Source organism: Haloferax sp. Atlit-109R (genome assembly GCF_003665865.1).
Lineage (GTDB): Archaea > Halobacteriota > Halobacteria > Halobacteriales > Haloferacaceae > Haloferax > Haloferax volcanii.
This window is the reverse complement of the sequence record NZ_QPLO01000001.1, coordinates 1,515,745-1,535,848: the sequence shown is the minus strand read 5'-3', so window position 1 is coordinate 1,535,848 and position 20,104 is coordinate 1,515,745. Positions and strand designations below refer to the sequence as shown.

22 protein-coding genes are annotated in these 20,104 nt (G+C 66.3%); 14 read left to right on the top strand and 8 right to left on the bottom strand.

Features of this window, described 5'->3' with window-relative positions; all coding sequences use genetic code 11:
* The first annotated feature begins 179 nt into the window (after positions 1 to 179).
* The gene (locus tag DVK03_RS08025; RefSeq protein ID WP_115802649.1) at positions 180 to 563 is read left to right on the top strand and encodes a RidA family protein; all 384 of its coding nucleotides are present in this window, start codon (positions 180 to 182) and stop codon (positions 561 to 563) included.
* A 71-nt stretch (positions 564 to 634) separates the two neighbouring features.
* Here DVK03_RS08025 and DVK03_RS08020 read toward each other — a convergent pair whose 3' ends face one another.
* The 3 genes from DVK03_RS08020 to DVK03_RS08010 form a co-directional block, all read right to left on the bottom strand.
* Positions 635 to 1,684 carry a tyrosine-type recombinase/integrase gene (locus tag DVK03_RS08020; protein WP_004041510.1) on the bottom strand — a complete coding sequence of 350 codons (1,050 nt, stop codon included), beginning with the start codon at positions 1,682 to 1,684 and terminating at the stop codon, positions 635 to 637.
* Positions 1,674 to 2,120 carry a DUF5805 domain-containing protein gene (locus DVK03_RS08015; protein ID WP_115802648.1) on the bottom strand — a complete coding sequence of 149 codons (447 nt, stop codon included), beginning with the start codon at positions 2,118 to 2,120 and terminating at the stop codon, positions 1,674 to 1,676. The genes DVK03_RS08020 and DVK03_RS08015 overlap by 11 nt, the downstream gene beginning before the upstream one ends.
* A gap of 1,365 nt (positions 2,121 to 3,485) precedes the next feature.
* Positions 3,486 to 4,190, bottom strand: coding sequence for an SOS response-associated peptidase (locus DVK03_RS08010; protein WP_115802647.1), 705 nt, complete (start codon positions 4,188 to 4,190; stop codon positions 3,486 to 3,488).
* A 122-nt stretch (positions 4,191 to 4,312) separates the two neighbouring features.
* Between DVK03_RS08010 and DVK03_RS08005 the strand changes: the two genes are divergently transcribed.
* From DVK03_RS08005 to DVK03_RS07990, 4 genes are all read left to right on the top strand, one after another.
* Positions 4,313 to 5,068: a ribonuclease H-like domain-containing protein gene (locus DVK03_RS08005; protein WP_115802646.1), complete on the top strand. Its 756-nt coding sequence runs from the start codon at positions 4,313 to 4,315 to the stop codon at positions 5,066 to 5,068.
* Positions 5,069 to 5,170: 102 nt separating this feature from the next.
* Positions 5,171 to 5,512, top strand: coding sequence for a hypothetical protein (locus DVK03_RS08000; protein WP_115802645.1), 342 nt, complete (start codon positions 5,171 to 5,173; stop codon positions 5,510 to 5,512).
* Positions 5,513 to 5,587: 75 nt separating this feature from the next.
* Positions 5,588 to 6,274 carry a dolichyl-phosphate hexose transferase gene (locus DVK03_RS07995; protein ID WP_004041505.1) on the top strand — a complete coding sequence of 229 codons (687 nt, stop codon included), beginning with the start codon at positions 5,588 to 5,590 and terminating at the stop codon, positions 6,272 to 6,274.
* 119 nt (positions 6,275 to 6,393) lie between these two features.
* Entirely contained in the window at positions 6,394 to 7,569 is a 1,176-nt protein-coding gene (locus DVK03_RS07990; protein ID WP_115802644.1) for a DUF3179 domain-containing protein, read from the top strand.
* Positions 7,570 to 7,690: 121 nt separating this feature from the next.
* On the opposite strand, the gene DVK03_RS07985 is transcribed toward DVK03_RS07990, so the two are convergent.
* On the bottom strand, positions 7,691 to 7,894 hold the full coding sequence (locus DVK03_RS07985; RefSeq protein ID WP_004041503.1) for a DUF5800 family protein: 204 nt from the start codon (positions 7,892 to 7,894) through the stop codon (positions 7,691 to 7,693).
* A 120-nt stretch (positions 7,895 to 8,014) separates the two neighbouring features.
* Here DVK03_RS07985 and DVK03_RS07980 point away from each other — a divergent pair, with 120 nt between their 5' ends.
* The 3 genes from DVK03_RS07980 to DVK03_RS07970 all read left to right on the top strand — a co-directional run bounded on the left by DVK03_RS07980 (position 8,015) and on the right by DVK03_RS07970 (position 11,117).
* Positions 8,015 to 8,866, top strand: coding sequence for a polymer-forming cytoskeletal protein (locus tag DVK03_RS07980; RefSeq protein WP_008607667.1), 852 nt, complete (start codon positions 8,015 to 8,017; stop codon positions 8,864 to 8,866).
* 120 nt (positions 8,867 to 8,986) lie between these two features.
* On the top strand, positions 8,987 to 9,859 hold the full coding sequence (locus DVK03_RS07975) for a DUF4349 domain-containing protein (protein WP_115802643.1): 873 nt from the start codon (positions 8,987 to 8,989) through the stop codon (positions 9,857 to 9,859).
* Between the two features lie 82 nt (positions 9,860 to 9,941).
* Positions 9,942 to 11,117, top strand: a complete 1,176-nt coding sequence (locus DVK03_RS07970) for a redox-regulated ATPase YchF (RefSeq protein ID WP_115802642.1) — start codon at positions 9,942 to 9,944, stop codon at positions 11,115 to 11,117.
* A 224-nt stretch (positions 11,118 to 11,341) separates the two neighbouring features.
* Here the strand turns inward: DVK03_RS07970 and DVK03_RS07965 are convergent, their stop codons facing one another.
* Positions 11,342 to 11,587 (bottom strand): hypothetical protein, encoded by a 246-nt coding sequence (locus DVK03_RS07965; protein ID WP_004041499.1) that lies wholly within the window; start codon positions 11,585 to 11,587, stop codon positions 11,342 to 11,344.
* 81 nt (positions 11,588 to 11,668) lie between these two features.
* Here DVK03_RS07965 and DVK03_RS07960 point away from each other — a divergent pair, with 81 nt between their 5' ends.
* Positions 11,669 to 12,088 (top strand): DUF5367 family protein, encoded by a 420-nt coding sequence (locus DVK03_RS07960; RefSeq protein WP_013035489.1) that lies wholly within the window; start codon positions 11,669 to 11,671, stop codon positions 12,086 to 12,088.
* A gap of 20 nt (positions 12,089 to 12,108) precedes the next feature.
* Here DVK03_RS07960 and DVK03_RS07955 read toward each other — a convergent pair whose 3' ends face one another.
* Together DVK03_RS07955 and DVK03_RS07950 are read right to left on the bottom strand one after the other, a co-directional pair.
* Positions 12,109 to 13,701: a Na+/H+ antiporter NhaC family protein gene (locus tag DVK03_RS07955; RefSeq protein WP_004063209.1), complete on the bottom strand. Its 1,593-nt coding sequence runs from the start codon at positions 13,699 to 13,701 to the stop codon at positions 12,109 to 12,111.
* Positions 13,702 to 13,831: 130 nt separating this feature from the next.
* On the bottom strand, positions 13,832 to 14,953 hold the full coding sequence (locus DVK03_RS07950; protein ID WP_115802641.1) for a pyridoxal phosphate-dependent aminotransferase: 1,122 nt from the start codon (positions 14,951 to 14,953) through the stop codon (positions 13,832 to 13,834).
* Between the two features lie 256 nt (positions 14,954 to 15,209).
* Here DVK03_RS07950 and DVK03_RS07945 point away from each other — a divergent pair, with 256 nt between their 5' ends.
* From DVK03_RS07945 to DVK03_RS07930, 4 genes are read left to right on the top strand one after another with little or no spacing between them, the layout of a single operon-like run.
* Positions 15,210 to 16,256: an ABC transporter substrate-binding protein gene (locus tag DVK03_RS07945; protein WP_115802640.1), complete on the top strand. Its 1,047-nt coding sequence runs from the start codon at positions 15,210 to 15,212 to the stop codon at positions 16,254 to 16,256.
* Complete coding sequence (locus tag DVK03_RS07940; protein WP_004063212.1) at positions 16,253 to 17,122, top strand: ABC transporter permease; 870 nt, start codon at positions 16,253 to 16,255, stop codon at positions 17,120 to 17,122. Before DVK03_RS07945 ends, DVK03_RS07940 begins: the two co-directional genes overlap by 4 nt.
* The gene (locus DVK03_RS07935; RefSeq protein ID WP_115802639.1) at positions 17,110 to 17,934 is read left to right on the top strand and encodes an ABC transporter ATP-binding protein; all 825 of its coding nucleotides are present in this window, start codon (positions 17,110 to 17,112) and stop codon (positions 17,932 to 17,934) included. The genes DVK03_RS07940 and DVK03_RS07935 overlap by 13 nt, the downstream gene beginning before the upstream one ends.
* A 32-nt stretch (positions 17,935 to 17,966) precedes the next feature.
* Positions 17,967 to 18,419 carry a hypothetical protein gene (locus DVK03_RS07930; protein ID WP_233521757.1) on the top strand — a complete coding sequence of 151 codons (453 nt, stop codon included), beginning with the start codon at positions 17,967 to 17,969 and terminating at the stop codon, positions 18,417 to 18,419.
* Position 18,420: 1 nt separating this feature from the next.
* Here DVK03_RS07930 and DVK03_RS20040 read toward each other — a convergent pair whose 3' ends face one another.
* Positions 18,421 to 18,570 carry a hypothetical protein gene (locus DVK03_RS20040; protein WP_004041491.1) on the bottom strand — a complete coding sequence of 50 codons (150 nt, stop codon included), beginning with the start codon at positions 18,568 to 18,570 and terminating at the stop codon, positions 18,421 to 18,423.
* A 150-nt stretch (positions 18,571 to 18,720) separates the two neighbouring features.
* Between DVK03_RS20040 and DVK03_RS07925 the strand changes: the two genes are divergently transcribed.
* On the top strand, positions 18,721 to 20,100 hold the full coding sequence (locus DVK03_RS07925; protein WP_004041490.1) for a DEAD/DEAH box helicase family protein: 1,380 nt from the start codon (positions 18,721 to 18,723) through the stop codon (positions 20,098 to 20,100).
* Positions 20,101 to 20,104: the final 4 nt, after the last annotated feature.

The following is a 20,104-nucleotide window of genomic DNA, read 5'->3' as shown; positions in this document are numbered from 1 at the left end:
CGTCGTTCTCGCGCTACGGATAAAGAGGGCGGTATGAGTCAAGCGCCCGTTTGAGCCTCGCTCCGTCGGGTAGAACGAACGTCTGTGTAGATTAGTACATGCTAGCGACACGGCGATGGCCGCTCGCGGAGTAGTACGACTGTGAACCAGATTCGAACGAACCCCGCGGAGGCACAGCGATGAACGGCGATGCGGTCCGATACGAGAGCGACCACTACAAGGCGACCGCCGGCTTCGGAGCCCAGAAGCGGGACCTGCAACTCGTCTTTTTCGACGCGCAGTACCCGCAACCGGACCCGACGGCGGCCGACCACCCGTCGGTCGAGAGCCAGACGATGAACGCGCTCGAACGCGTGGAAGCGGCCGTCGGCCGCTCGGGACTCGACTTGGACGACGTGCTCCGAACGACGGTCTACACGACGGACCTCGACCGAATCGACGCCGTCGAGTCGGCCTACGACGCCTACTTCGACGACCGGCGACCGGCAATGACCGTCGTCGGCGTCTCCGAACTCCCGAACGACGCCGCCGTCCAAATCGAGGCGACGGGCGTCAAACGATAGGTCGCGCACACGCAGATTCAATATAGCGAGATACAGTTTACGAGTCGCGCTCCGAACAGCGGCCACGCTTCTCAGCGGAGCGAGTAAATGTTGGATTCGTACGTTTCGCGCACTCTGTCGCCCCAGTTGTGGGTGTACGTGTCGATGATGTCGCCGGCAACGTCGCCGCGGAGGTACTTGACGATGCCGCGGTCGCCGGTGCGGTCCCGAAGGTGGGTGGTGAAGAAGTGCCGGAAGTAGTGGGGCGTGACGTTCTCCTCGCGGTCGCCGCCCGCCCGGTACCAGCCGGCGTCGGCGGCGTGGGCGGTGACGACGTGGTGGACGGCGTCGGGTTCCAAGCGCCGGCCCCACCCCGAGGCGGTGCCGACGAAAAGCGGTTCGGCCGGTGACGGCGAATCCGGACGAATCGCCAGCCAGCGCAGGAGGACGGCCTCCAACTCGTCGTCGACGGGGACGACCGTCGACCGCTTTCGCTTGTTCGAGGCGGTTCGCTCCTCGCCGTTCGTGACGCTTCCGACGCTCGGGTCGGCGGCGACGTATATCGACGGCCCGCGACCGTCGAGGGCGGCGCGGGTCGATACATCGTCCAGAGGTGTCTCCGCCGACAGCGACACGTCTCGAAGATCGAGGTTGCACAGTTCGCCGACGCGCATCCCGGTCTTGAGGAGGGTGACCACCAGCGCGTGGTCCAGCGGATGGGCGATGTCCCGGACGAACCCCCGCATCTGCGGGACCGAAAGCTCACGTCGAGCGGGGTTGGTGTCGATGCGCTCGTCCATCTCCTCCATCACGAGGCTCATCGGGTTGGAGTCGAACGCGCCGACCTGCGCCATGTAGGCGTAAAACCGGTGGAGGTAGGAGGCGTACGTCGCCACCGTGCTCGGCGCGACATCGCGGTTTCGAAGGGTGTGTATCCACGCCATGCAGTCGCGGTGAGTCGCGTCGTCGACCGACCGGGCCGTCCCGGCGGGGTTCCGCGAGGGGTCGCCGAGAAACGACTCGAACGCCCGGAGAACGCGCTCGTAGGCGTCGCGGGTCCGGTCGGTCTTCCCGTGATAGGTCATATCCTGCAGGAAATACCCGACCGGGTCCTCCGCGTCGGCGGGTCGCTCAGCGGCCATCGCGCTCCGCCAGCGTGTAACCGCCGTGTCGCCCGCTGTACACGACTCGGCCCTTCGATTGGAGCTCCTGAAGCGTCGATTCGAGGCGGTCTTCGATGTCGTCGGTCAGCGCCGCGACGAGGTCGTCCCACGACCGGTGCGAATCGGCCGCGAGCGCCTCGACGATTCGGGCCTCGAACCCGCCGTTATTTTCACTCTCGACATCCTGATTTGAACCGTCGTTCTGGTCCCCCGTCTTTCCCCCGTCAACCCCCGGGGTTGTCGCCGCTTCGTCGCCCCTCGACGGAACGTCGAAATCGCGCCGACCGGCCTGTACCATCGTTCTGACAAATTCGCTCTGGCTCATCCCGAGTCGGTCCGCGTGGTCCTTCCAGACGGCCTTCTGGTGGGCCGGGAGGTAGGTTTGCACCGTCGCACGGTCGACCTCGTCGCTCATGGACGGTCCGACACGGGGGTCGATATTCAATCTACCGGCACAGTCCAGAATAAGAGAAGTTATCCTGAGCAGTGCATGCGGATTTTCGGCGGCGAGTCTGAGTTATCCCGAATACTGCAATCGTATTTTTGGCAATTTGCATGCAGTATTCAGGATATTAGATTCTCCCGGAGAACGCCGATTTTGGCCGTTTCGAGCGAATCTGAGACTCGGCCAATTTCTGTCGCTTTCGAGAGGTCGAATATCACGCAGTACCGTCTCTTTTCTGTGATGACACCCGATTTTTGGATGGTACTCCTCCAACCAATTACTCCCGGAGTAATGCATGGAGAACCCACTTACACGGGTTTCGTTATTTCACAACTGATGTTACTGAATTATTATAAAAACTCGATAACGGTGATTTTGTCTCCACTTTATTTCTCCCGTCATAGTGTGAATACTCACCCATATATTTCTGTCTATTTTCACAGAAATATATTTGCGGAGCGACGCACCATCCGTGTTCTCTCGAACGGCTATATTTCAACCCAAATTAACTCGGTATTTTCACTGATTATATCAGCCATTCATCTCTGAATATATGTCGCCGGACGGAGTTTCGTTTCGAATCGGCTCTGTCTGTTATTATGTGGGGCGTCGTCTCGAAGAACTCTGATGAATGTTGTCTGATTCGAACACGCAACCACCCGGGTGACTCCGTTCCGAGCCCACCCGAAGACGAACCAACTGAGGTCTTTGGCGGCTCGATTCGGCCTCTGTTGACGCCTTCACAGCCCTCGTCTTCGCGGTGAGAACCGTCACTCGGGGCGTGGCCCCCGCTCAGATGGAGCGGCGCTCAAGCGCGCTGTGGCCGTCCTGACGGGATTGCGTGAATCCGAGGGTTCGGGTCTCGCTCACGGCCGGATGCCGACGACTCACTCGCTCGGCGGTGACGACCCGTTCGAGACCATCTCTCGGCTGGTGGCTCGCTCGGGCGGACCGTCTCGAATTTCGAATGCGACGCCGCACTCCGTCTGCACGACCGGACTCGCGGCCGCGTCCCCGCAACCGCTGTACTTCCGACTGCGATACGAACCACCCGAGCCGCGAGCGCGACGTGGCTGTCACTTGCGGCGTTGACGACCCAAGCACTATCGTCCCTTGGAACTCCGATTTTCCTCGTTAGCGCGACTCAATCCCCCGATTCTCTGAACGCTTCGGTCGCTGGCGGTTTGTCCGATTCGAGACTCGTATATTGTATTTCGCTATATACAATTCTGGTTCTCGGGTTCGACCGAGCTCGGGAAATTCGAGGTCCCGTCGAACCCGGCCGGTTCGCGTCGAAGTCACTGAGACGACCGGATGCCAACGACTTCACCCGCGCTACGCTTCGACTCGCTCTATCAGGTCGGGGCCGTCGTTGGCGGGGCTGTTCACCCGCGTCGAGACGGGGTACGCCGTGAGTTCGTCGTCGGGGTAGGTGTCGAGGAGCGCGGCCGCCTCGTCGGGGTCGCCGTGGAGCCACGTCTGCTCGTCTTCGGGCGCGAGGACGACCGCCATCCGGTGGTGGAGCTCCGAGACGAGGTCGTTCGGTTCGGTCGTGACGACGGTGAACGTCTCAAGCGGTTCCTGCTCGCGCGAGGGGCCGCCGCTTCCGAAGTCGCCGAGCCCGGTCTGTTTCGTGGAGGGCGTCCACCGCTCCCAGAGGCCGGCCATGGCGAACGGGCGGTCGTCCTCGAAGGCGACGCGATAGGGCTGTTTGCGTCCGCCGCGGTCGACCCACTCGTAGAAGCCGTCCGAGGGAACGAGACATCGGCGGGCCTCGTAGGCGTCGGCGAAACTCCGCTTCTCGCGGACGGTCTCCGCGCGGGCGTTGATTCGGTCGTTGCCGACACTTGCGCTGTCGGCCCACGAGGGGACGAGCCCCCATTTCAGAAAGCGGAACTCCTCGGGTGCGTCGTTGGTCACGACCGGGAGTTCCTGACCGGGCGCGCAGTTGTACCGCGCCGAAAGCGGGCGCGTCGGCGTCGCGTCGAACCGCGTTTCGAGTTCCTCGGGTGGGGTAAACAGCGTGTAGCGGCCGCACATATCTCCGGCTTCGCGCTCTGCGGGTAAAACGCCCGCGGCGGGGGAAGTGCGGAAGCGTTCTGAGAGCGTGGCGGCCGGCCCACGACGACGCATTTAGGGTTGCCGACGCCCCCCTGTCGGACATGCGAATCGAGAACAGCTTCATCCCCGTCCGCGGCGTGGGCGAGCGGACGGAGCGGAACCTCTGGCGGGCCGGGTCGACCCACTGGGACGAGTTCGACGCCTCGCTCGTCGGCGCGAAGACGGGCGACCGAATCGAGACGTTCATCGCCGACGCCGCCGCCCACCTCGACGACGGTAACTCGCAGTTCTTCGACGACTGCTTCCCCTCGGGCGAACGCTGGCGACTCTACGAGAACTTCCGCGACGAGACGTGCTTTTTCGACATCGAGACGACCGGCCTCTCGCCCGAGCGCGACTCGGTGACGACCGTCTCGTTCTATCAGGACGGCGAGACCACGACGCTCGTCAGCGGCGAGGACCTGACCGCCGACGCCCTCCGCGAGCAGTTCGTCGACGCGAAACTCATCGCGACGTTCAACGGCGCGCGCTTCGACGTGCCCTTCCTCGAAACCTCGTTCGACGTCTCCATCGACGTGCCGCACGTCGACCTCATGTATCCCTGCCGCACGCTCGACCTCACTGGCGGACTGAAGGAAATCGAGAAAGACGTGGGCATCGACCGCGACCGCCCCGACATCTCCGGGCGCGACGCCGTCCGCCTCTGGCGGGAATACGAGCGCGGCGACCAGTCGGCGCTCGACACGCTCGTCTCCTACAACCGCGAGGACGCGGTCAACCTCGAACGCCTCATGGAGACGGTCACCGGCCGACTCCACGACCGCGCCTGCGAGGGTCTCGACGCCGACCTCGCCTGAGTCGAGCGAGAAGTTGACCCCGCGCCCGCGCGAGCGCCGCCGACTCGTGCGGGCGTGCCGGAACCCCGCGCTTTTTTCATCCCCCGAAGCGACGCGCCGCACATGACCGACGACCCCGAGGCGGACGACTCCGCCGATTCGACCCCGTCGTCCGACGACGCGACCGAGGCAACCGAGGCGACCGACGGCGACGAGCCAGTCGACGCCGACGCGACCGTCGAAGCGGCGGACGGCGGCACCGACGAGCGCGACAACGGTAACGGAAACGGCGACGAGACCGTCCCGCACGTCGAACTCGACCTCTACGAACTCTCTGTCCGCGTCAGCGGGCAGTCCAGCGACGAACTCGACGACGTGGAGGCGTCGGCGACCCGCCTCATGGACTACCTCGTCGACCACGCGAAAGAGCTGGAAGACCAACCCGACAGCCGCGGACTGAGCTAACTCCGGCGCTCGCGTCCCTCTCCTCGGTTTTGGTAAACCTAAAAGTTCAAGAGCGGCCGTCAATAACCCCGTCCAATGACCGAGTACACCTTCGACGACCTCGCGGTCGTGATGGGGACGTACAACGAAGAGCAGGCCATCGGGTCCGTGTTGGCCGACATCGACCGGATTACCGACGGGCGCGCCGAAGTCGTCTGCGTGGACGGCTCGGACGACCGGACGCCCGAAATCGCCCGGAAGATGGGTGCGCGCGTCATCGAACAGGAGCCGCAGGGGTACGGCGTCGCGGTCGAGGCCGCGGTGCTCGCGCCCGACCGCCCGGTCGTCGTCACCACGGACTGCGACGACACTTATCCGATGGAGTATCTGCCGAAGTTCCTCGACCTCATCAACGACGGCTACGACGTGGTCTCCGGCGACCGAATCACGAAGGGCGCGGAGACGATGCCCCGACTCAACCGCGCGGGCAACATCGCGTTCGCCCGCCTCGCCAGCTTCCTCATGGGCGCGACCGTCCACGACACGACCACCGGCATGCGGGCGTACCGCCGCGAACTCCTCCACGACATCGAGTGGACGGAGAACACCGGACTGTCGGCCGAACTCCTCATCCGCCCCGCGATGCGCGGCTACAACATCGCCGAGGTTCCCATCCCCTACCGCGAGCGCGCCGGCGAGACGAAACTCGACCCCTTCGCCGGCGGCGCGGCCATCGGGAAATCCATCGTCAAAGTCTGCCTGGAAGAACGGCTCCGACTCTGAACGGGCGGTTCGTTCGGTTTCTCCGCCGTTCTGACTCCGAACCGACGTGGCCCCCGACGGTCGTGCGCTTCGATACCATACCGCACATCGCTCATACGTGGCTCGGCCGAATATCCGGCATGGCTTCGACCACGAACCGCCGTCGCTTCCTCGCGCTCGGCGTCGGCGCTGCCATCGCCGGCTGTCTCGGGAGCGAGCCACCCGTCGCGGACGACGATGCCGCGAGAGCCGACGACGCGCCCGAGTCCGCCGAGTCCGCCGCCCCCGCCGACTCGACCGACGCCGCCGCGGGCGACTACTCGGGACCGTTCGAGCTTCCGGTCCCCGAGGGCGAACTGCGTCGAGGCGCGCCGAGAGACGCCATTCCGGCCATCACCGCCCCCGTCTTCGCAGACGACTGGGCCGGGTTCGACGAAGTGGACGCGACGCTCGACGACGGCGACGAGGTGGTCGGCGTCGAACTCGACGGCGTCGCCCGCGCCTACCCGCTCGCCGTCCTGAACTGGCACGAAATCGTCAACGACGAGTTCGACGGCCGGCCCGCGGTCGTGACCTACTGCCCGCTGTGCGGGAGCGCCGTCGTCGCCGACGGGGTCGCCGGCGGCGAACCGACGTACTTCGGCGTCTCGGGCCTGCTGTGGATGTCCGACCTCGTGATGTACGACGACCGGACGAACTCGCTGTGGAGCCAGGTGCTCGCGACCGCGATTCGCGGGGAGTTGACCGGCGAGACGCTGTCGCTCCTCCCTTCGACTATCTCCACGTGGGGCGAGTGGCGGGCGGCACACCCGGAGACCGAGGTGTTGGTCCCGCCGCCCGTCTCGGGGACGATTCGCGGACGGCAGACCCGCCGGTACGACGTGAACCCCTACACGAGCTATCAGCAGTCCAGCGACATCGGTATCGGCTTCAACGACGCGGCGGACGACCGACTCCATCCGAAAGCGTCGGTCGTCGGCGTCGCCGCCGACGGGGTCGCCCGCGCCTACCCGCTCGACGCGGTCGAACGCGCGGACGTCGTCAACGACACGGTGGGCGACCTGCCGGTCGTCGTGGCGGCCTCCGCCGAGGGGAGTCTCGTCGCCTACGTCCGCCGGGTCGACGGCGAGACCGTCGAGTTCGACCGCGACGGGTCGGCGCTCGTCGCCGCCGGCTCGCGGTGGGACCTCCTCACCGGCCGCGCGCTCGACGGCCCCCACGAGGGCGCGGTCCTGACGCGCGCGAACGACCGCTCGCCGATGTTCTGGTTCGCGTGGGCCGACTTCAACCCGGAGACGGAGATACACGGGTCCTGACCGGGCGGCCGGGGCTGCGGGTTCTGAAGAGTCTGAGGGAGTCGGTCGCGCGGCGAGCGCGCGTGATTCGAGGGCGATACGCGGGGAAAACGAGGGATTCGGTCGTTGTTTCGGGCGGCGATTACGACGAGTTCAGGATGTCGCGGACGCGCCGGGGTTCGCCGGAGAGCGCGGGTTGCTTCTCGACGATTTTCAGCACTTCGTGGTCGGTCACGTCGGGGTAGGATTTCCCGATTGCCTCCTCGATGAGGGCCTTTTCGAGGCGGAACTCCGTTCCCTCGTAGACCACGTCTACGCCGTCGTCGTCGAAAGAGAGAATCGTCATACCTCTCGTTGTTTCCCGCGAGTAGTTAAATACACGTCGTCACCGGGAAACCGACTGCCCCGTCGTGTCTGACGGTTGTCTTGCGGACGGTTTATTACGGCACGGGTGTTGGTTCGGAGCGTGTCACTGGGTACGGACCCGCTCGATGCGCTCGAAATCCCCGACGGGACGACGGTCGAGGAACACGACCTCGTCACCGACGGCGACGTCGTCGTCGGCGGGCAGAGCACCGTCGAGTTCGGCGTCCGCGGGCGGAACGTCCTCGCGGGCGAGCGCGTCACCTTCGGCGGCGACATCGAGGCCGAGGCCGACTGCCGACTCGACATGCTCGACGACGTGGCCGGCAACGTCCTCGTCGGCAACGACGCCTACCTCGGTGAGCGCGTCCACATCGCCGGCCGCCTGATGGTCTCTGGCGACCTCGACATCGGGGACGACGTCGATATCGAAGAGGGGTTCGAGGCCAACGGCTGGATCGTCATCCGCAACCCGATTCCGACGCTCGTGTTCTACTTTATCGTCCTCTCGCAACTCCTCCGACTCGGTGAGGACGAGGCGGCCGACGAACTCGCAGAGACCCTCGCGGGCGAGTCGCCGCACGACCCGCTCGTGATTCCACGGAACGCCACCGTCTCCGACGACGCGTGGCGCGTCTCGACGCCCGCGCACGTCGGTTCGGACTGCCGGATTCACGGCAACATCCGCGCGAAGTCCATCGACCTCGCAGAGGACAACAACGTCTTCGGGAGCCTCCGCGCCCGCGACGATATCGTCGTCGGGAGCGGGACGCGCATCCACGGCGACGTGACCACCCGAAACGGCGAGGTTCGCATCCACGAGGGCGCGCGCGTCCTCGGCGACGTGTCCTGCAACGACCTCGTGCTCGAAGCCGGCGCGCACGTCGACGGCACGATGCGCGCCCGCGGCGAGATGCGTATCCACCGCGACAACCTCCCACGCGAGGCCGAGTAGTCGGCGTCGCGTCCGACCGCCCGCCCGACCGAGCGACCGCGACCACCCGCGCGCCGCGATAGCAACAGTCGCCGTTTGTGCTTACCCAACGATTAATCCTTCACGTCGAGAGTGTCGTCTATGGACAACCGACTGAAACTTCTCTCGGTCGCCCTCCTCGTCGTCCTCGCCGGCTGTTCCGGCGGCGCGGCGGACGGCGGTGCCGGTAGCGCCGGCGGTGCGGAGAGCGTCTCGCTCACCGCCGACGCGTCCGGTTCCGCCGAGGCCGAACAGACGGGCGGCGACGACCTCCCGCAGGCCCAGCGGCGGGCGGTCATCAAGAACGGCCGGATAGAACTGACCGTCGACGAGTTCAACGAGTCGCGCGACGCGGTCGAATCGACCGCCGAATCCTACGGCGGTTACGTCAGCGACTCCAACGAGTACGTCAACCGCCGGAGCGGCGGCACCTACCGCTCGGGCCAACTCGTCGTGCGCGTCCCCTCCGAGGACTTCTCGGCGTTTATGACCGACATGAAGGCCCTCGGTGAGGTCGAGCGCGTCGAGACGAACTCCGAAGACGTGACCGACCAACTGGTCGACATCGAAGCGCGACTGAGCAATCTCCGCGCCCAGCGCGACCGCCTGCGCGACCTCTACGAGTCGGCCAACACGACCGAGGACGTGCTCGCGGTCGAAGAGCGCCTGACGGACGTCCAGACCGAAATCGAGCGACTCGAAGCCCAGAAGCAGTCGCTCGAAGACCGCGTCGCCCTCTCGACCGTCCGGGTCTCGCTGTCCGAACGACCGCCCGGCCCGGCGCAGTGGTACGACACGCCGGTCTTACAGGCGTTCTCCGAGTCGGTCAACGGCGCGTTCGTCGCCCTCCGGGCGCTCGTCGTCGCCGTCGCCTACGCTGTCCCGTACCTCGTCGTCTTCGGCGGCCTCCTCGCGATTCTCGGGAGCGGCGTGGTGCTCGCCGGCCGCGCCGCGTTCAGGCGACTGACGGACTGACCTCGTTTCGCCCGCCGCTCCGTCGTCGCTCGCGCTTCCGCACACGCGAGCGTTTTTCCGCGTCCGCGACCATCGTCGACCCATGCTCTCTCTCGCGTTAGCCGGCAAGCCGAACGCCGGCAAATCGACGTTCTACACGGCCTCGACGCTCGCCGAGGTCGACGTGGCGAACTACCCCTTCACGACTATCGACGCGAACCGCGGCGTCACGCACGCTCGCACCCGCTGTCCCTGTCTCGACCGCGACGAGCGCTGCGGCAACTGCGAGGACGGCATCCGCTACGTCGCCGTCGAACTCGTGGACGTGGCGGGGCTCGTCCCCGGCGCGCACGAGGGTCGCGGCCTCGGCAACCAGTTCCTCGACGAGCTGACGAACGCCGACGCCATCGTCAACGTCGTCGACGCTTCCGGGGGGACGAACGCCGAGGGCGAACCCGTCGAGGTGGGGAGTTTCGACCCCGTCGAGGAGGTCGACTTCATCGAGGAGGAACTCGAACAGTGGCTCGCGGGCATCGTCCACAAGAACTGGGAGTCCGTGGTTCGCAAGTCGCGGTCGCCCGACTTCGACATGGACGACGCGCTTTCGGACCTCCTGACGGGCGTCGGCGCGAGCGAGTACGACATCGCCGCGGTCCTGCGACAGCTCGACTACTCGCCGAACCCACGAGACTGGGACGACGCGGACCGCGTCGAACTCGCCCGCGCGATTCGCCAGCGGACCAAGCCCATCGTCCTCGTCGCCAACAAGGTCGACGTCGCACCGCCGGAGAACCTCGACCGACTCGCCGAGACCGGAAAGCCCGTCATCGCCGCGACCGCGGACGGCGAACTCGCGCTCCGGCGGGCCCGCGGGGCGGGCATCATCGACTACCACCCCGGCGACGACGACTTCGAACTCGTCGGCGACGTGAGCGGCGCACAGGAGCAGGGCCTCGAACGCATCCGCGACCTGATGGGCGAACACGGCGGCACCGGCACGCAGGAAGCCATCGACACCGCCGTTTACGACGTGCTCGACCGCATCACGGTCTACCCGGTCCAAAACGAGTCGAAATGGACCGACGGTACGGGCAACGTCCTCCCCGACGCCTTCCTCCTCCCGCGGGGGTCGACGCCGCGGGACCTCGCGTACGCGGTCCACTCGGACATCGGTGACGGCTACCTCCACGCGGTCGACGCGCGAGCGAAACGCCGCATTGCCGAGGACCACGAACTCGAAGAGGGCGACGTCATCAAAATCGTCTCGACGGCGAAGTAGCTGTCAGCAGTTCGTCTTTTCCGCGCGTTCTCGTTGCTTTCGATTGGTCAGGAATCCGTCCGCCACGCCACACGTAAACCAAAATTCGCTATACAGAATTAGTCCGCTCACATCCTCCGAGAGAGGACGAACACAGAAAGCGGAATCGCGCCGCAAGGTCGACTGTCGTGCGACTCACGCGTCGTGATTTGCGGCGGAAAACAGCGATTCGTCGCAGGCGGGGCTCAGAGGTCCTTGGCGACGCGAAGCTCCGAGTCGGTGACCGTTTCGACCGACTCGGCCGGCACCTCGATGTCGTCGCCGTCGGCGTCACCGAAGCCGAGGCCCTGCAGGACTGCCTCGGCGATGTCGGGGTCGGGTTCGACGTACGCGATTTGGGCGTCCGTGTCGACTTCGGTCACGATTCCGATCTGTTCGGCCTCCTCGTCCATGAGGAACTTTCCTTCGTCGGCGGTCGAGAGAACTGACATTCGACCAATCGTTATACCGGGATGACATAATATCCTGTGGCCGGCACGAACGCTGATACGCGTTGCCCGCGTACGAGAGGCATGACAATCAGTCCACAAGTCTCCGAGGCCGGCGCTCGTCGGCTCCCACTGTCGGAGACGCGGGTGCTTCTCGGCGTCGGGCTGGCGATTGCCCTCGTCGCCGGTCTCGTCTTTCGCGTCGTCGGCCAACTCGTGTTGGTGCCCTCCCGGCCGCTGGTCACGGCCGCGGTGTTCGCGCTGACGGTCCCCGCGATGTGGGCGCTCGCGGTCGGAATCTTCCGGTGGCGCGGGCTGTCCAGTGGCGCGCGGCGGGAGGCCGCGGTGCTGCTCGTCGTTCCCGGGATGCTCGTCGACGCGGTCTCGACGGCGCTGTTCTCGGTCGTCTACCCGAACATGGGCCTCGAAGCCGCGGGGCTCTTCGGGGGGCTGTTGCTCTTGGCGTACGCGACGGTGCTGGTCGCGGGGTTCGTCAGTCGATGAAAAATCGCGGTCGGTCGGGGTTAGTCGGACGACGACCCGAACGCGTTCGGGACGCTCACGTCGGCGTGTTGGGAGAGGTAGTAGGCGGCGACGAAGAGAATGAGGACGCCGACGCCGAGGAGCGCGAGCGGTCCGACGCCGTAGCCGGAGACTGTGAGCGAGCTTACGCCGTAGCCGTCCGCGAGGAACAGTCCCGTGGCGACAGTCCCGCTGAGCAGCGCGTACGGAATCTGCGTGTTCACGTGGTCGACGTGGTCCGCGCCGGCGAACATCGACGAGAGGACCGTCGTGTCGCTGATTGGCGAACAGTGGTCACCGAACAGCGAGCCGGTGAGAATCGCGCCGATGGCACCGGGGAGCGGCGCGCCGAGCTGGTAGGCAAGCGGCACCGCGACGGGGAACATGATTCCCATCGTCCCCCACGACGTGCCGATGGAGAACGAGATGATGGCCGCGGCGAGGAAGACGACCGCGGGCAGGAGTTCGGGCGTGATGACGCCCTGGGCGACGCTGACGACGAACGGACCCACGCCGAGCGCCTCGCTGACGCTCCCGATGGTCCACGCCAGCGAGAGGACGGCCACGGGGAACATGACCATCTTGAAGCCCTCGAAGATGGCGTCGCTGACGGCTTCGAGTTCGACGCGGGCGTGGCCGACGAGGATGGCGAGCAGCAGCGCGCACGCCGAGAAGACGCCCCAGAGGATGGCGTCGGCGGTGGCCGCGTCCTTCAGCGCCTCGACGGGTACCTGCCCGGGCCAGCCGCCGGAGTACAGCAGGCCGAAGCCGGTGACGGCGACGAGCGTGACGATGGGTGCGGCGAAGTACCACCAGCGCGAATCGACGTAGTCGGGCGTGACGATGTCCTCCTCGCGCGTCTCGATGAGGGGGTCGGCGTCGTCGCCGAGGACCTTCCCCTCCTCTTTCGCGCGGCGCTCGGCGCGTTGCATCGGCCCGAAGTCCCAGTCCATCACGACGAGGATGAACACGAGGGCGACCGCGAGCAGGCTGTAAAAGCGGAACGGGATGCTCTGGAGGAACACCACGAAGGCGCTCTGGTCGATGCCGAGCGAGGCGAACTGCTCGCGGATGAGACCGACCTCGAAGCCGACCCACGTCGAGACGACGGCGACGCTCACCACGGGCGAGGTGGTCGAGTCGAGCAGGTACGCGAGCTTCTCGCGGCTGATGTCGAACTTGTCGGTGATGGGCCGCATCACCGAGCCCGTAATCATCGTGCTCGCGTAGGAGTCGACGAAGATGAGCATCCCGAGGACGCTCGTCCCCAGCGCGGCCTGTTTACGGGTCTTGATGCGGGCGATGATGCGCTGTGCGAGCGCGTTCATCCCGCCCGAGAGGAATATCATCCCGAGCATCGCGCCCGAAAGGAAGGTAAACAGGAGGAGTTTGCTGTTGAACGACTCGGTCACGTTGTTGATGACCAACTGGAGGGAGTACGCCGCCCCGCCGATTGGGTTCCATCCCACCAGGATGGTCGCACCGATCCAGATGCCGGTGAACAGTGAGAGGAGCACCTGCCGACTGGCCAGCGTCAGCACGATTGCGAAGAGTGCCGGCAGCAGGCTGATGACTCCCTGCGTCTCTGCGGGCATGACAAACGTTTCGTCACCGGCTCCCGAATTTAAGGGTTTTCACTTCGAGACCTGAGAATAAGACGCATCGGATGCCGTGAGTTGTCGTAGTTCGGTCGACGAATCGACCGACTTCGGGCGTGTTGCGGGCTCAGACGACCGCGTCGTACGCCTCGCCCATTATCTCGATGGCCTCGCGGAGCGACTCGGTGTCGGTCGCGTACGACAGTCGGGCGTAGCCGTGGCCGTGTTCACCGAACGCCTCGCCCGGCACGATAATCACGCCGCGGTCGATGCACTCGTCGACGAAGCCCTCGGGCACCTCGGGCATGACGTAGAACGCGCCGCCCGGCGACGGGACGGTGAGGCCGATGTCCTCCAGTCCCTCGACGACGAGGTCGCGGCGCTCGCGGAACGTTTCGGTCATCTCCTCGATGCGGTCCTGCGGGCCGCTGAGCGCGGCCTCGGCCGCGAACTGCGCCGGCGCGGAGGCGCACGCCTGCACGTACTGGTGGACGCGGAGCATCCGTTCGACCCGGCGGGTGGAGCCGTACACCCAGCCGAGTCGCCAGCCGGTCATCGAAAACAGCTTCGAGGCCGAGTTGACGACGACGACGTTGTCCGTCTCGGCGAACTCGATTGGCGAGCGGTGTTCGCCTTCGAAGACGGTGTACTCGTACACCTCGTCGGAGATGCAGAGCACGTCGTGTTCGTCGGCGATGCGGGCGAACTCCGCGATGTCGTCGGGCGGCGACACCGCGCCCGTCGGATTGCCGGGGCTGTTGACGACGAACGCCGCGGTGTCCTCGGTGATGGCGTCTTCGACCGCCGCGGGGTCGAGCGTCAGGTCGTCGCGGAGCGGGACCGGCACCGGTTCGCCGCCGGCGAGTTTCGTGAGCGCGTCGTAGGAGACGAAGCCGGGGTCGGGGATGATGACCTCGTCGCCCTCGTTCACGTGCGCCTCGATGGCGATGTGGAGCGCCTCGCTCCCGCCCGCCGTTGCGATGACGTCGTCGGGGTCGAGGTCGACGCCCTGGTCGCGGCGGTGCTTCTCGGCGATGGCCTCACGCAGGCTCGGGAGGCCCTTGTTCCCGGTGTAGCCGTCGGCCTCGCCGGCTTCGATGGCCTCGACGGCCGCCTGCCGGGCGTGGTCCGGGGCCGGGAAGTCGGGCTGACCCAGCCCGAGGTTGATAGCGTCTTCGCCAGCCGCCTCGAACACCTTGCGAATGCCGCTGATGGAGATGCGCTCCACCCGGTCGGAGAACTGCGTCATATCCTATCCGGTGTCGCCGTTCGGGATAGTTCTTCCCACGCACGGCCGCGGTCGACCAATCGGCTCGGTGACGTGACTGGCGGTGTTTAGCGGCCATTCATGCCGCTATCTCGGAGTCAACAGTTCAGCGAAACCGACGGTTCAAACCCCGAATGCGGTCGTAGAACGGGAATAACTCGGTTTCAATGCGTCATCTACCGCGTCTATCGTTACCGGGTACGCGCCCCGAATAAGGCGCTGATTCGTAACGAGGGCAATGACAGAGGCACCACGTTCGACGTCGATTAGCCGTAGACGATTCCTGCAAGGGTCCGGCCTCGCAGCGACCGCCGGCCTCGCGGGTTGTCTCGGCGGGTCCGGCGGAAGCGGGCTGGACGAACTCAACGTCGCCTACATGCCCATCTACCCGGATATGCAGTACTTCGTGCTGGAAGAAGAGGGACTGTTCGACCAGCTTTCGGTCCCGGTCTCGGGCAAGAAGTTCTCCGACGGCCCGAGCATCGTCCAGGCGTCCGCGACGGGCGACTTCGACGTGATGATGTTCGGCATCGTCCCGGCGATGATCGTCATGGACAAGGGCATCCCCGCGAAGATTACCGCCGCGAACATCAAGAACGCGATGCAGATTCTCGCCACCGACGAGTTCGCCGCGCTGTGGGAGGAACACGGCTCGGACGCCTTCGCGGAGTTCGAGGCGGAGAAGGGTCGTAAGTTCACGTTCGGCACGTTCCCGCCGGGGTCGGTCCCGGACATCCTGCTCCGCTACTGGGTTCAGAACACGCTCGGGCTCGACCCTGAGGAGGACGTGAACATCAAGGGCCTCGGCGGCGCGGCCGCGGTCCAGCAGGCGCTCCTCTCGAACAACGTCGACGGCACGAGCATCATGGAGCCCGTGCCGACGGTCATCGACGCCAACGACGCGCCGTTCCAGTCCATCGCGTGGGCGGGCGACTTCATGCCCGGCCAGCCCGCGGCGGTCACGCTCATGCACGACCGCCTCCGGCAGGACAACCGCGACCTCGCCACGGAGTTCGTCGAACTCCACCGGCAGGCGACGAACTTCGTCGCCGACGACCCCGACACGGCCGCCCAGCACGCGAGCACGGTCATCGGGGAGAGCGCGCTCCCGGTCGAGACCGCCCGCGCGGCGCTCGATTCGCCCGCCTCGGACTTCATCACAGACCCCCACGACATCGAGGGCGGCGCTGAAATCTTCGCCGACTACGCCCAGACGCTCGGGAAGACGGAGGCGCAGTTGACCGTCGACGAGATGTTCGACTACGGTATCTACGACTCGCTATGAGCAACGACGAAGTCGGCAGCGGCGTCGCCCTCTCGGAGACCGAGGCGGACGAGCGACTGCTCGACCGGCTCGCGGGGTTCTCCTCGGAACGGACGGGGCTCGCGGTCGCCGGCTTCGCGGGCTTTCTCGCCGTCTGGCACGTCGCCGCGCTGTTCCAGCCGACGTACCTCCTCCCCTCGCCCGTCGAGGTGCTCGCGGCGTTCGTCGTCGAACTCACCGCGCCGGCGTCGCTTTCGATTCCCTTCACCGGCGCGGAACTCCCGGCGACGCGGCTCCTCGTCAAATTAGTCCAGAGTCTCTACCACTACGTGCCGGGCCTGCTCATCGGGACCTCGCTCGGCGTCTTCGCGGGCATCGCCATGGGCTGGAACACCCGCGTCGACAGCGTCTTCACGCCGGTCACGCGCCTGCTCCGGCCGATTCCGCCGCTGGCGTGGATTGGGTTCGCAGTCATCTGGCTCGGCGTCAACCACCAAGGCGCGACGTTCATCGTGGCCATCGGCTCCTTCTGGATTAACTTTTACAGCGCCTACGGCGGCGTCGAGGGCGTCTCCGAGGACCTCAAGGAGGTCGCGGCGACCCTCGGCGTCGACGACGACTGGACGATGATTCGGAAGGTCGTCATCCCGGCGGCCAGCCCCTCCATCATGACCGGCATCCGGACGAGCATCGGCCAGTGTTGGATGATCGTCGTCGCGGCCGAACTCATCGTCGGCGTCGGCGTCGGCTACGAGATTCTCAACACGGCGCAGAACCTCGCGATGGACGTGTCGGTCGCCTACATGCTCGTTATCAGCATCGTCTTCCTCGTGAGCGACGGCCTGTTCCGCCGGGTCGAACGGCGGGTGCTGGAGTGGAGAGCATGAGCGACGACGCGAACGCGGATGCGGGTGCGGCCGGGGACACGAGCGCAACCGCGGCCGACTCCGACGAGGCCGCGACGGTCAGCGTCGACTCGCTCGGCAAGACCTACGCGTCCGACCGGCGGACGGTCGAGGCGCTGTCGGACGTGGAGTTCGCCGTCGAGGACGGCGAGTTCGTCTGTATCGTCGGTCCCTCGGGGTGCGGCAAGACGACGCTGTTCCGCATCATCGCCGGTCTCGAAGACGCCACCTCGGGCGCGGTCACCCTCGACGGCTCGCCCGTCACCGGCCCCGGAACCGACCGCGGGATGGTGTTCCAAGAGTACGGGCTGTTCCCGTGGCGGACCGTCAGCGAGAACGTCGCCTTCGGGCTCGAAGAACAGGGCGTCGAGGAGCCGGCGCGCTCGGAGCGCGTGACGGAGATGCTCGAACTCGTCGGCCTCGACGGCTTCGCCGACGCCTATCCCAAAGAGCTGTCCGGCGGGATGAAACAGCGCGTCGGCATCGCCCGCGCGCTCGCGGTCGACCCCGAACTGCTCCTCATGGACGAGCCGTTCGGCGCGGTCGACGCGCAGACCCGCGACATGCTCCACGGCGAACTGCTCGACATCTGGGCGGAGACGGACAAGACGGTGCTCTTTGTCACCCACGACGTGGAGGAGGCGGTCACGCTCGCAGACCGCGTGGTCGTCATGGCCGCCAACCCCGGTCGCGTCCGCGAAATCGTCTCGGTCGATATCGACCGCCCGCGCGAGCGGACCGAAAGCGAGTTCGCGGTATACGTCGAGCGGATTCGCGGGCTCATCGGGGAGTAAGTTTTTCGCCCCCCGGTTCGGTAGCCCAGTTTATGATGTCTAGACGACAGATGGTCGCTGGCGCAGTTGCCGGACTCGGTGGCATCGGCCTCGTCGGAAACGCGGTGTATCAGGAACACAGGCCGAAGCTGTCGCTCTCGGTGATGAACTTCCACGACCAACCGCACTCCGTGACCGTGCAACTCGTTCGCCGCGGTGCCGACGAGTGGAGCGAAGGACTCGCGTGGATGGAGTATATCGACATCGAGGCGCAACCCGAGGACGGGGACGTTCCGAGACTGAACTTTCCGGCGGTTGCTCCCGCTCGGCCGTACATCGTCCGCATCGAAGCCCTGAGCCACAATATCGGCGACCGAGAGTTCACGTACCTGCCCGACTGTTCCGGGTACGACTCACCAACACCCAGCATGTACATCGTCATCTCCACGGACGCGGAGATTAAACTCAAAGGGACCGGGTGTAGCGATGATTCGCTGTGGTACTGAACTACTCCCGCGCCGCTCGCAATTCGTCGATGTGCGCGTCGATGACCGACAGCGTCGCGTCGGCGTCGACGTAGCCCTTCTCGTACTCCTTCATCGCGCTGTTGTAGTCGCTGAGGAACTGTGCGACCGCGTCGTCGAGGTCGTCGCTCATACACGTCCGTAGCCCCGTCATCGGATTTGAACCTTCGGCCCGCGGGCGGCGGGCGGCGGGGCGGAACCCCGCGACACTCCCGCCCGGCTCGGCCCGCGTGTCCACCGCGGGACCGTCGATTTATCACCGCGCCCCGCCAACGCGCCGGTAGTGACGACCCTCCGATTCGAGGACGGAACCGTCCACATCGGCACTGACGGCGACAGCGCTGCGGGCGACGACTCCGACGTTCGGGCCGCCCTCGCCGACGTACCGAGCGTCGAAGCCGACCCCCGAAGCGGCGGCTATCGCGCCCCTGCGATTCGGTACGCCGCGGTTCGGGACGCGCTCGACGCGGCCGGCGTCGACTCCGACGACCGGGTCGCGGCCGCCCTCGACTCCCCGCTCTCGCTTTCGACGACCTACGACCTCCGCGACTACCAGCGCGCCGCCCTCGACGCGTGGCTCGATGCAGACGCAGCGGGCGTCGTGGAACTCCCGACCGGCGCGGGCAAGACTGTGCTGGCGGTCGCCGCGATGGTCGCCCGCTCCGTGCCGACGCTCGTCGTCGTGCCGACCATCGATTTACAGGACCAGTGGATACGCGAACTCGAAACCGAGTTCGACGTGCCGGTCGGGCGGTTCGGCGGCGGCGAACAGACGCAGGAGGCCATCACGGTCTCGACGTACGACTCGGCGTACCTCCGCGCCGACGACGTGGGGGGCGACTTCGGCCTCGTCGTCTTCGACGAGGTGCACCACCTCGGCGGCGAGGGATACCGGGACATCCCGCGGTTCCTCGCCGCGCCCGCCCGCCTCGGCCTGACGGCGACGTTCGAGCGACCGGACGGCGCGCACGAGCGCGTCGAGGAACTCGTCGGCCCGCGGGTGTACCGCCTCGACGTGGACGATTTGGCGGGCGACCACCTCGCTGATTACGAGGTCCGTCGCATCGAGGTCGAACTGACGGCCGACGAGCGCGAGACGTACGACCAGGCCCAGGAGACGTTCGTGAACTACCTGCGCACCTCGGGGCTGTCGATGCAGTCTGGCAGCGACTACCAGAAGCTCGTGATGCGGTCGGGCAACGACCCGCGGGCGCGGGAGGCACTGCTCGCCAAGCAGCGCGCCCGCGACGTGATGATGAACTCCGAGGCGAAAGTGGACAAACTGGCGCGACTGCTCGCGCGACACCGCGAGGACCGCGTCATCGTCTTCACCGCCTCGACCGACCTCGTCTACCGCATCTCGCGGCGCTTCCTCGTCCCGCCGATAACCAACGAGACCGGGACGAAAGAGCGCCGCGAAATCCTCGACCGCTTCCGCGACGGGACCTACGACACCGTCGTCGCGGCCAACGTGCTCGACGAGGGCGTGGACGTGCCCGACGCCAACGTCGGCATCCTGCTTTCGGGGTCGGGGTCGGAACGCGAGTTCACCCAGCGACTCGGCCGTATCCTCCGGCCGAAGACCGACGGCTCGACCGCGACGCTCTACGAACTCGTGAGCGTCGAGACGGCGGAAGAACGGGTGGCGGCCCGGCGTCGGTGACGCG

Excerpts from the sequence above, each read along its gene's own strand:
- DVK03_RS08025 (WP_115802649.1), top strand. The coding sequence starts at position 180 with ATGAACGGCGATGCGGTCCGATACGAGAGCGACCACTACAAGGCGACC.
- DVK03_RS08020 (WP_004041510.1), bottom strand. The coding sequence starts at position 1,684 with ATGGCCGCTGAGCGACCCGCCGACGCGGAGGACCCGGTCGGGTATTTC.
- DVK03_RS08015 (WP_115802648.1), bottom strand. The coding sequence starts at position 2,120 with ATGAGCGACGAGGTCGACCGTGCGACGGTGCAAACCTACCTCCCGGCC.
- DVK03_RS08010 (WP_115802647.1), bottom strand. The coding sequence starts at position 4,190 with ATGTGCGGCCGCTACACGCTGTTTACCCCACCCGAGGAACTCGAAACG.
- DVK03_RS08005 (WP_115802646.1), top strand. The coding sequence starts at position 4,313 with ATGCGAATCGAGAACAGCTTCATCCCCGTCCGCGGCGTGGGCGAGCGG.
- DVK03_RS08000 (WP_115802645.1), top strand. The coding sequence starts at position 5,171 with ATGACCGACGACCCCGAGGCGGACGACTCCGCCGATTCGACCCCGTCG.
- DVK03_RS07995 (WP_004041505.1), top strand. The coding sequence starts at position 5,588 with ATGACCGAGTACACCTTCGACGACCTCGCGGTCGTGATGGGGACGTAC.
- DVK03_RS07990 (WP_115802644.1), top strand. The coding sequence starts at position 6,394 with ATGGCTTCGACCACGAACCGCCGTCGCTTCCTCGCGCTCGGCGTCGGC.
- DVK03_RS07985 (WP_004041503.1), bottom strand. The coding sequence starts at position 7,894 with ATGACGATTCTCTCTTTCGACGACGACGGCGTAGACGTGGTCTACGAG.
- DVK03_RS07975 (WP_115802643.1), top strand. The coding sequence starts at position 8,987 with ATGGACAACCGACTGAAACTTCTCTCGGTCGCCCTCCTCGTCGTCCTC.
- DVK03_RS07970 (WP_115802642.1), top strand. The coding sequence starts at position 9,942 with ATGCTCTCTCTCGCGTTAGCCGGCAAGCCGAACGCCGGCAAATCGACG.
- DVK03_RS07965 (WP_004041499.1), bottom strand. The coding sequence starts at position 11,587 with ATGTCAGTTCTCTCGACCGCCGACGAAGGAAAGTTCCTCATGGACGAG.
- DVK03_RS07960 (WP_013035489.1), top strand. The coding sequence starts at position 11,669 with ATGACAATCAGTCCACAAGTCTCCGAGGCCGGCGCTCGTCGGCTCCCA.
- DVK03_RS07955 (WP_004063209.1), bottom strand. The coding sequence starts at position 13,701 with ATGCCCGCAGAGACGCAGGGAGTCATCAGCCTGCTGCCGGCACTCTTC.
- DVK03_RS07950 (WP_115802641.1), bottom strand. The coding sequence starts at position 14,953 with ATGACGCAGTTCTCCGACCGGGTGGAGCGCATCTCCATCAGCGGCATT.
- DVK03_RS07945 (WP_115802640.1), top strand. The coding sequence starts at position 15,210 with ATGACAGAGGCACCACGTTCGACGTCGATTAGCCGTAGACGATTCCTG.
- DVK03_RS07940 (WP_004063212.1), top strand. The coding sequence starts at position 16,253 with ATGAGCAACGACGAAGTCGGCAGCGGCGTCGCCCTCTCGGAGACCGAG.
- DVK03_RS07930 (WP_233521757.1), top strand. The coding sequence starts at position 17,967 with ATGATGTCTAGACGACAGATGGTCGCTGGCGCAGTTGCCGGACTCGGT.
- DVK03_RS20040 (WP_004041491.1), bottom strand. The coding sequence starts at position 18,570 with ATGAGCGACGACCTCGACGACGCGGTCGCACAGTTCCTCAGCGACTAC.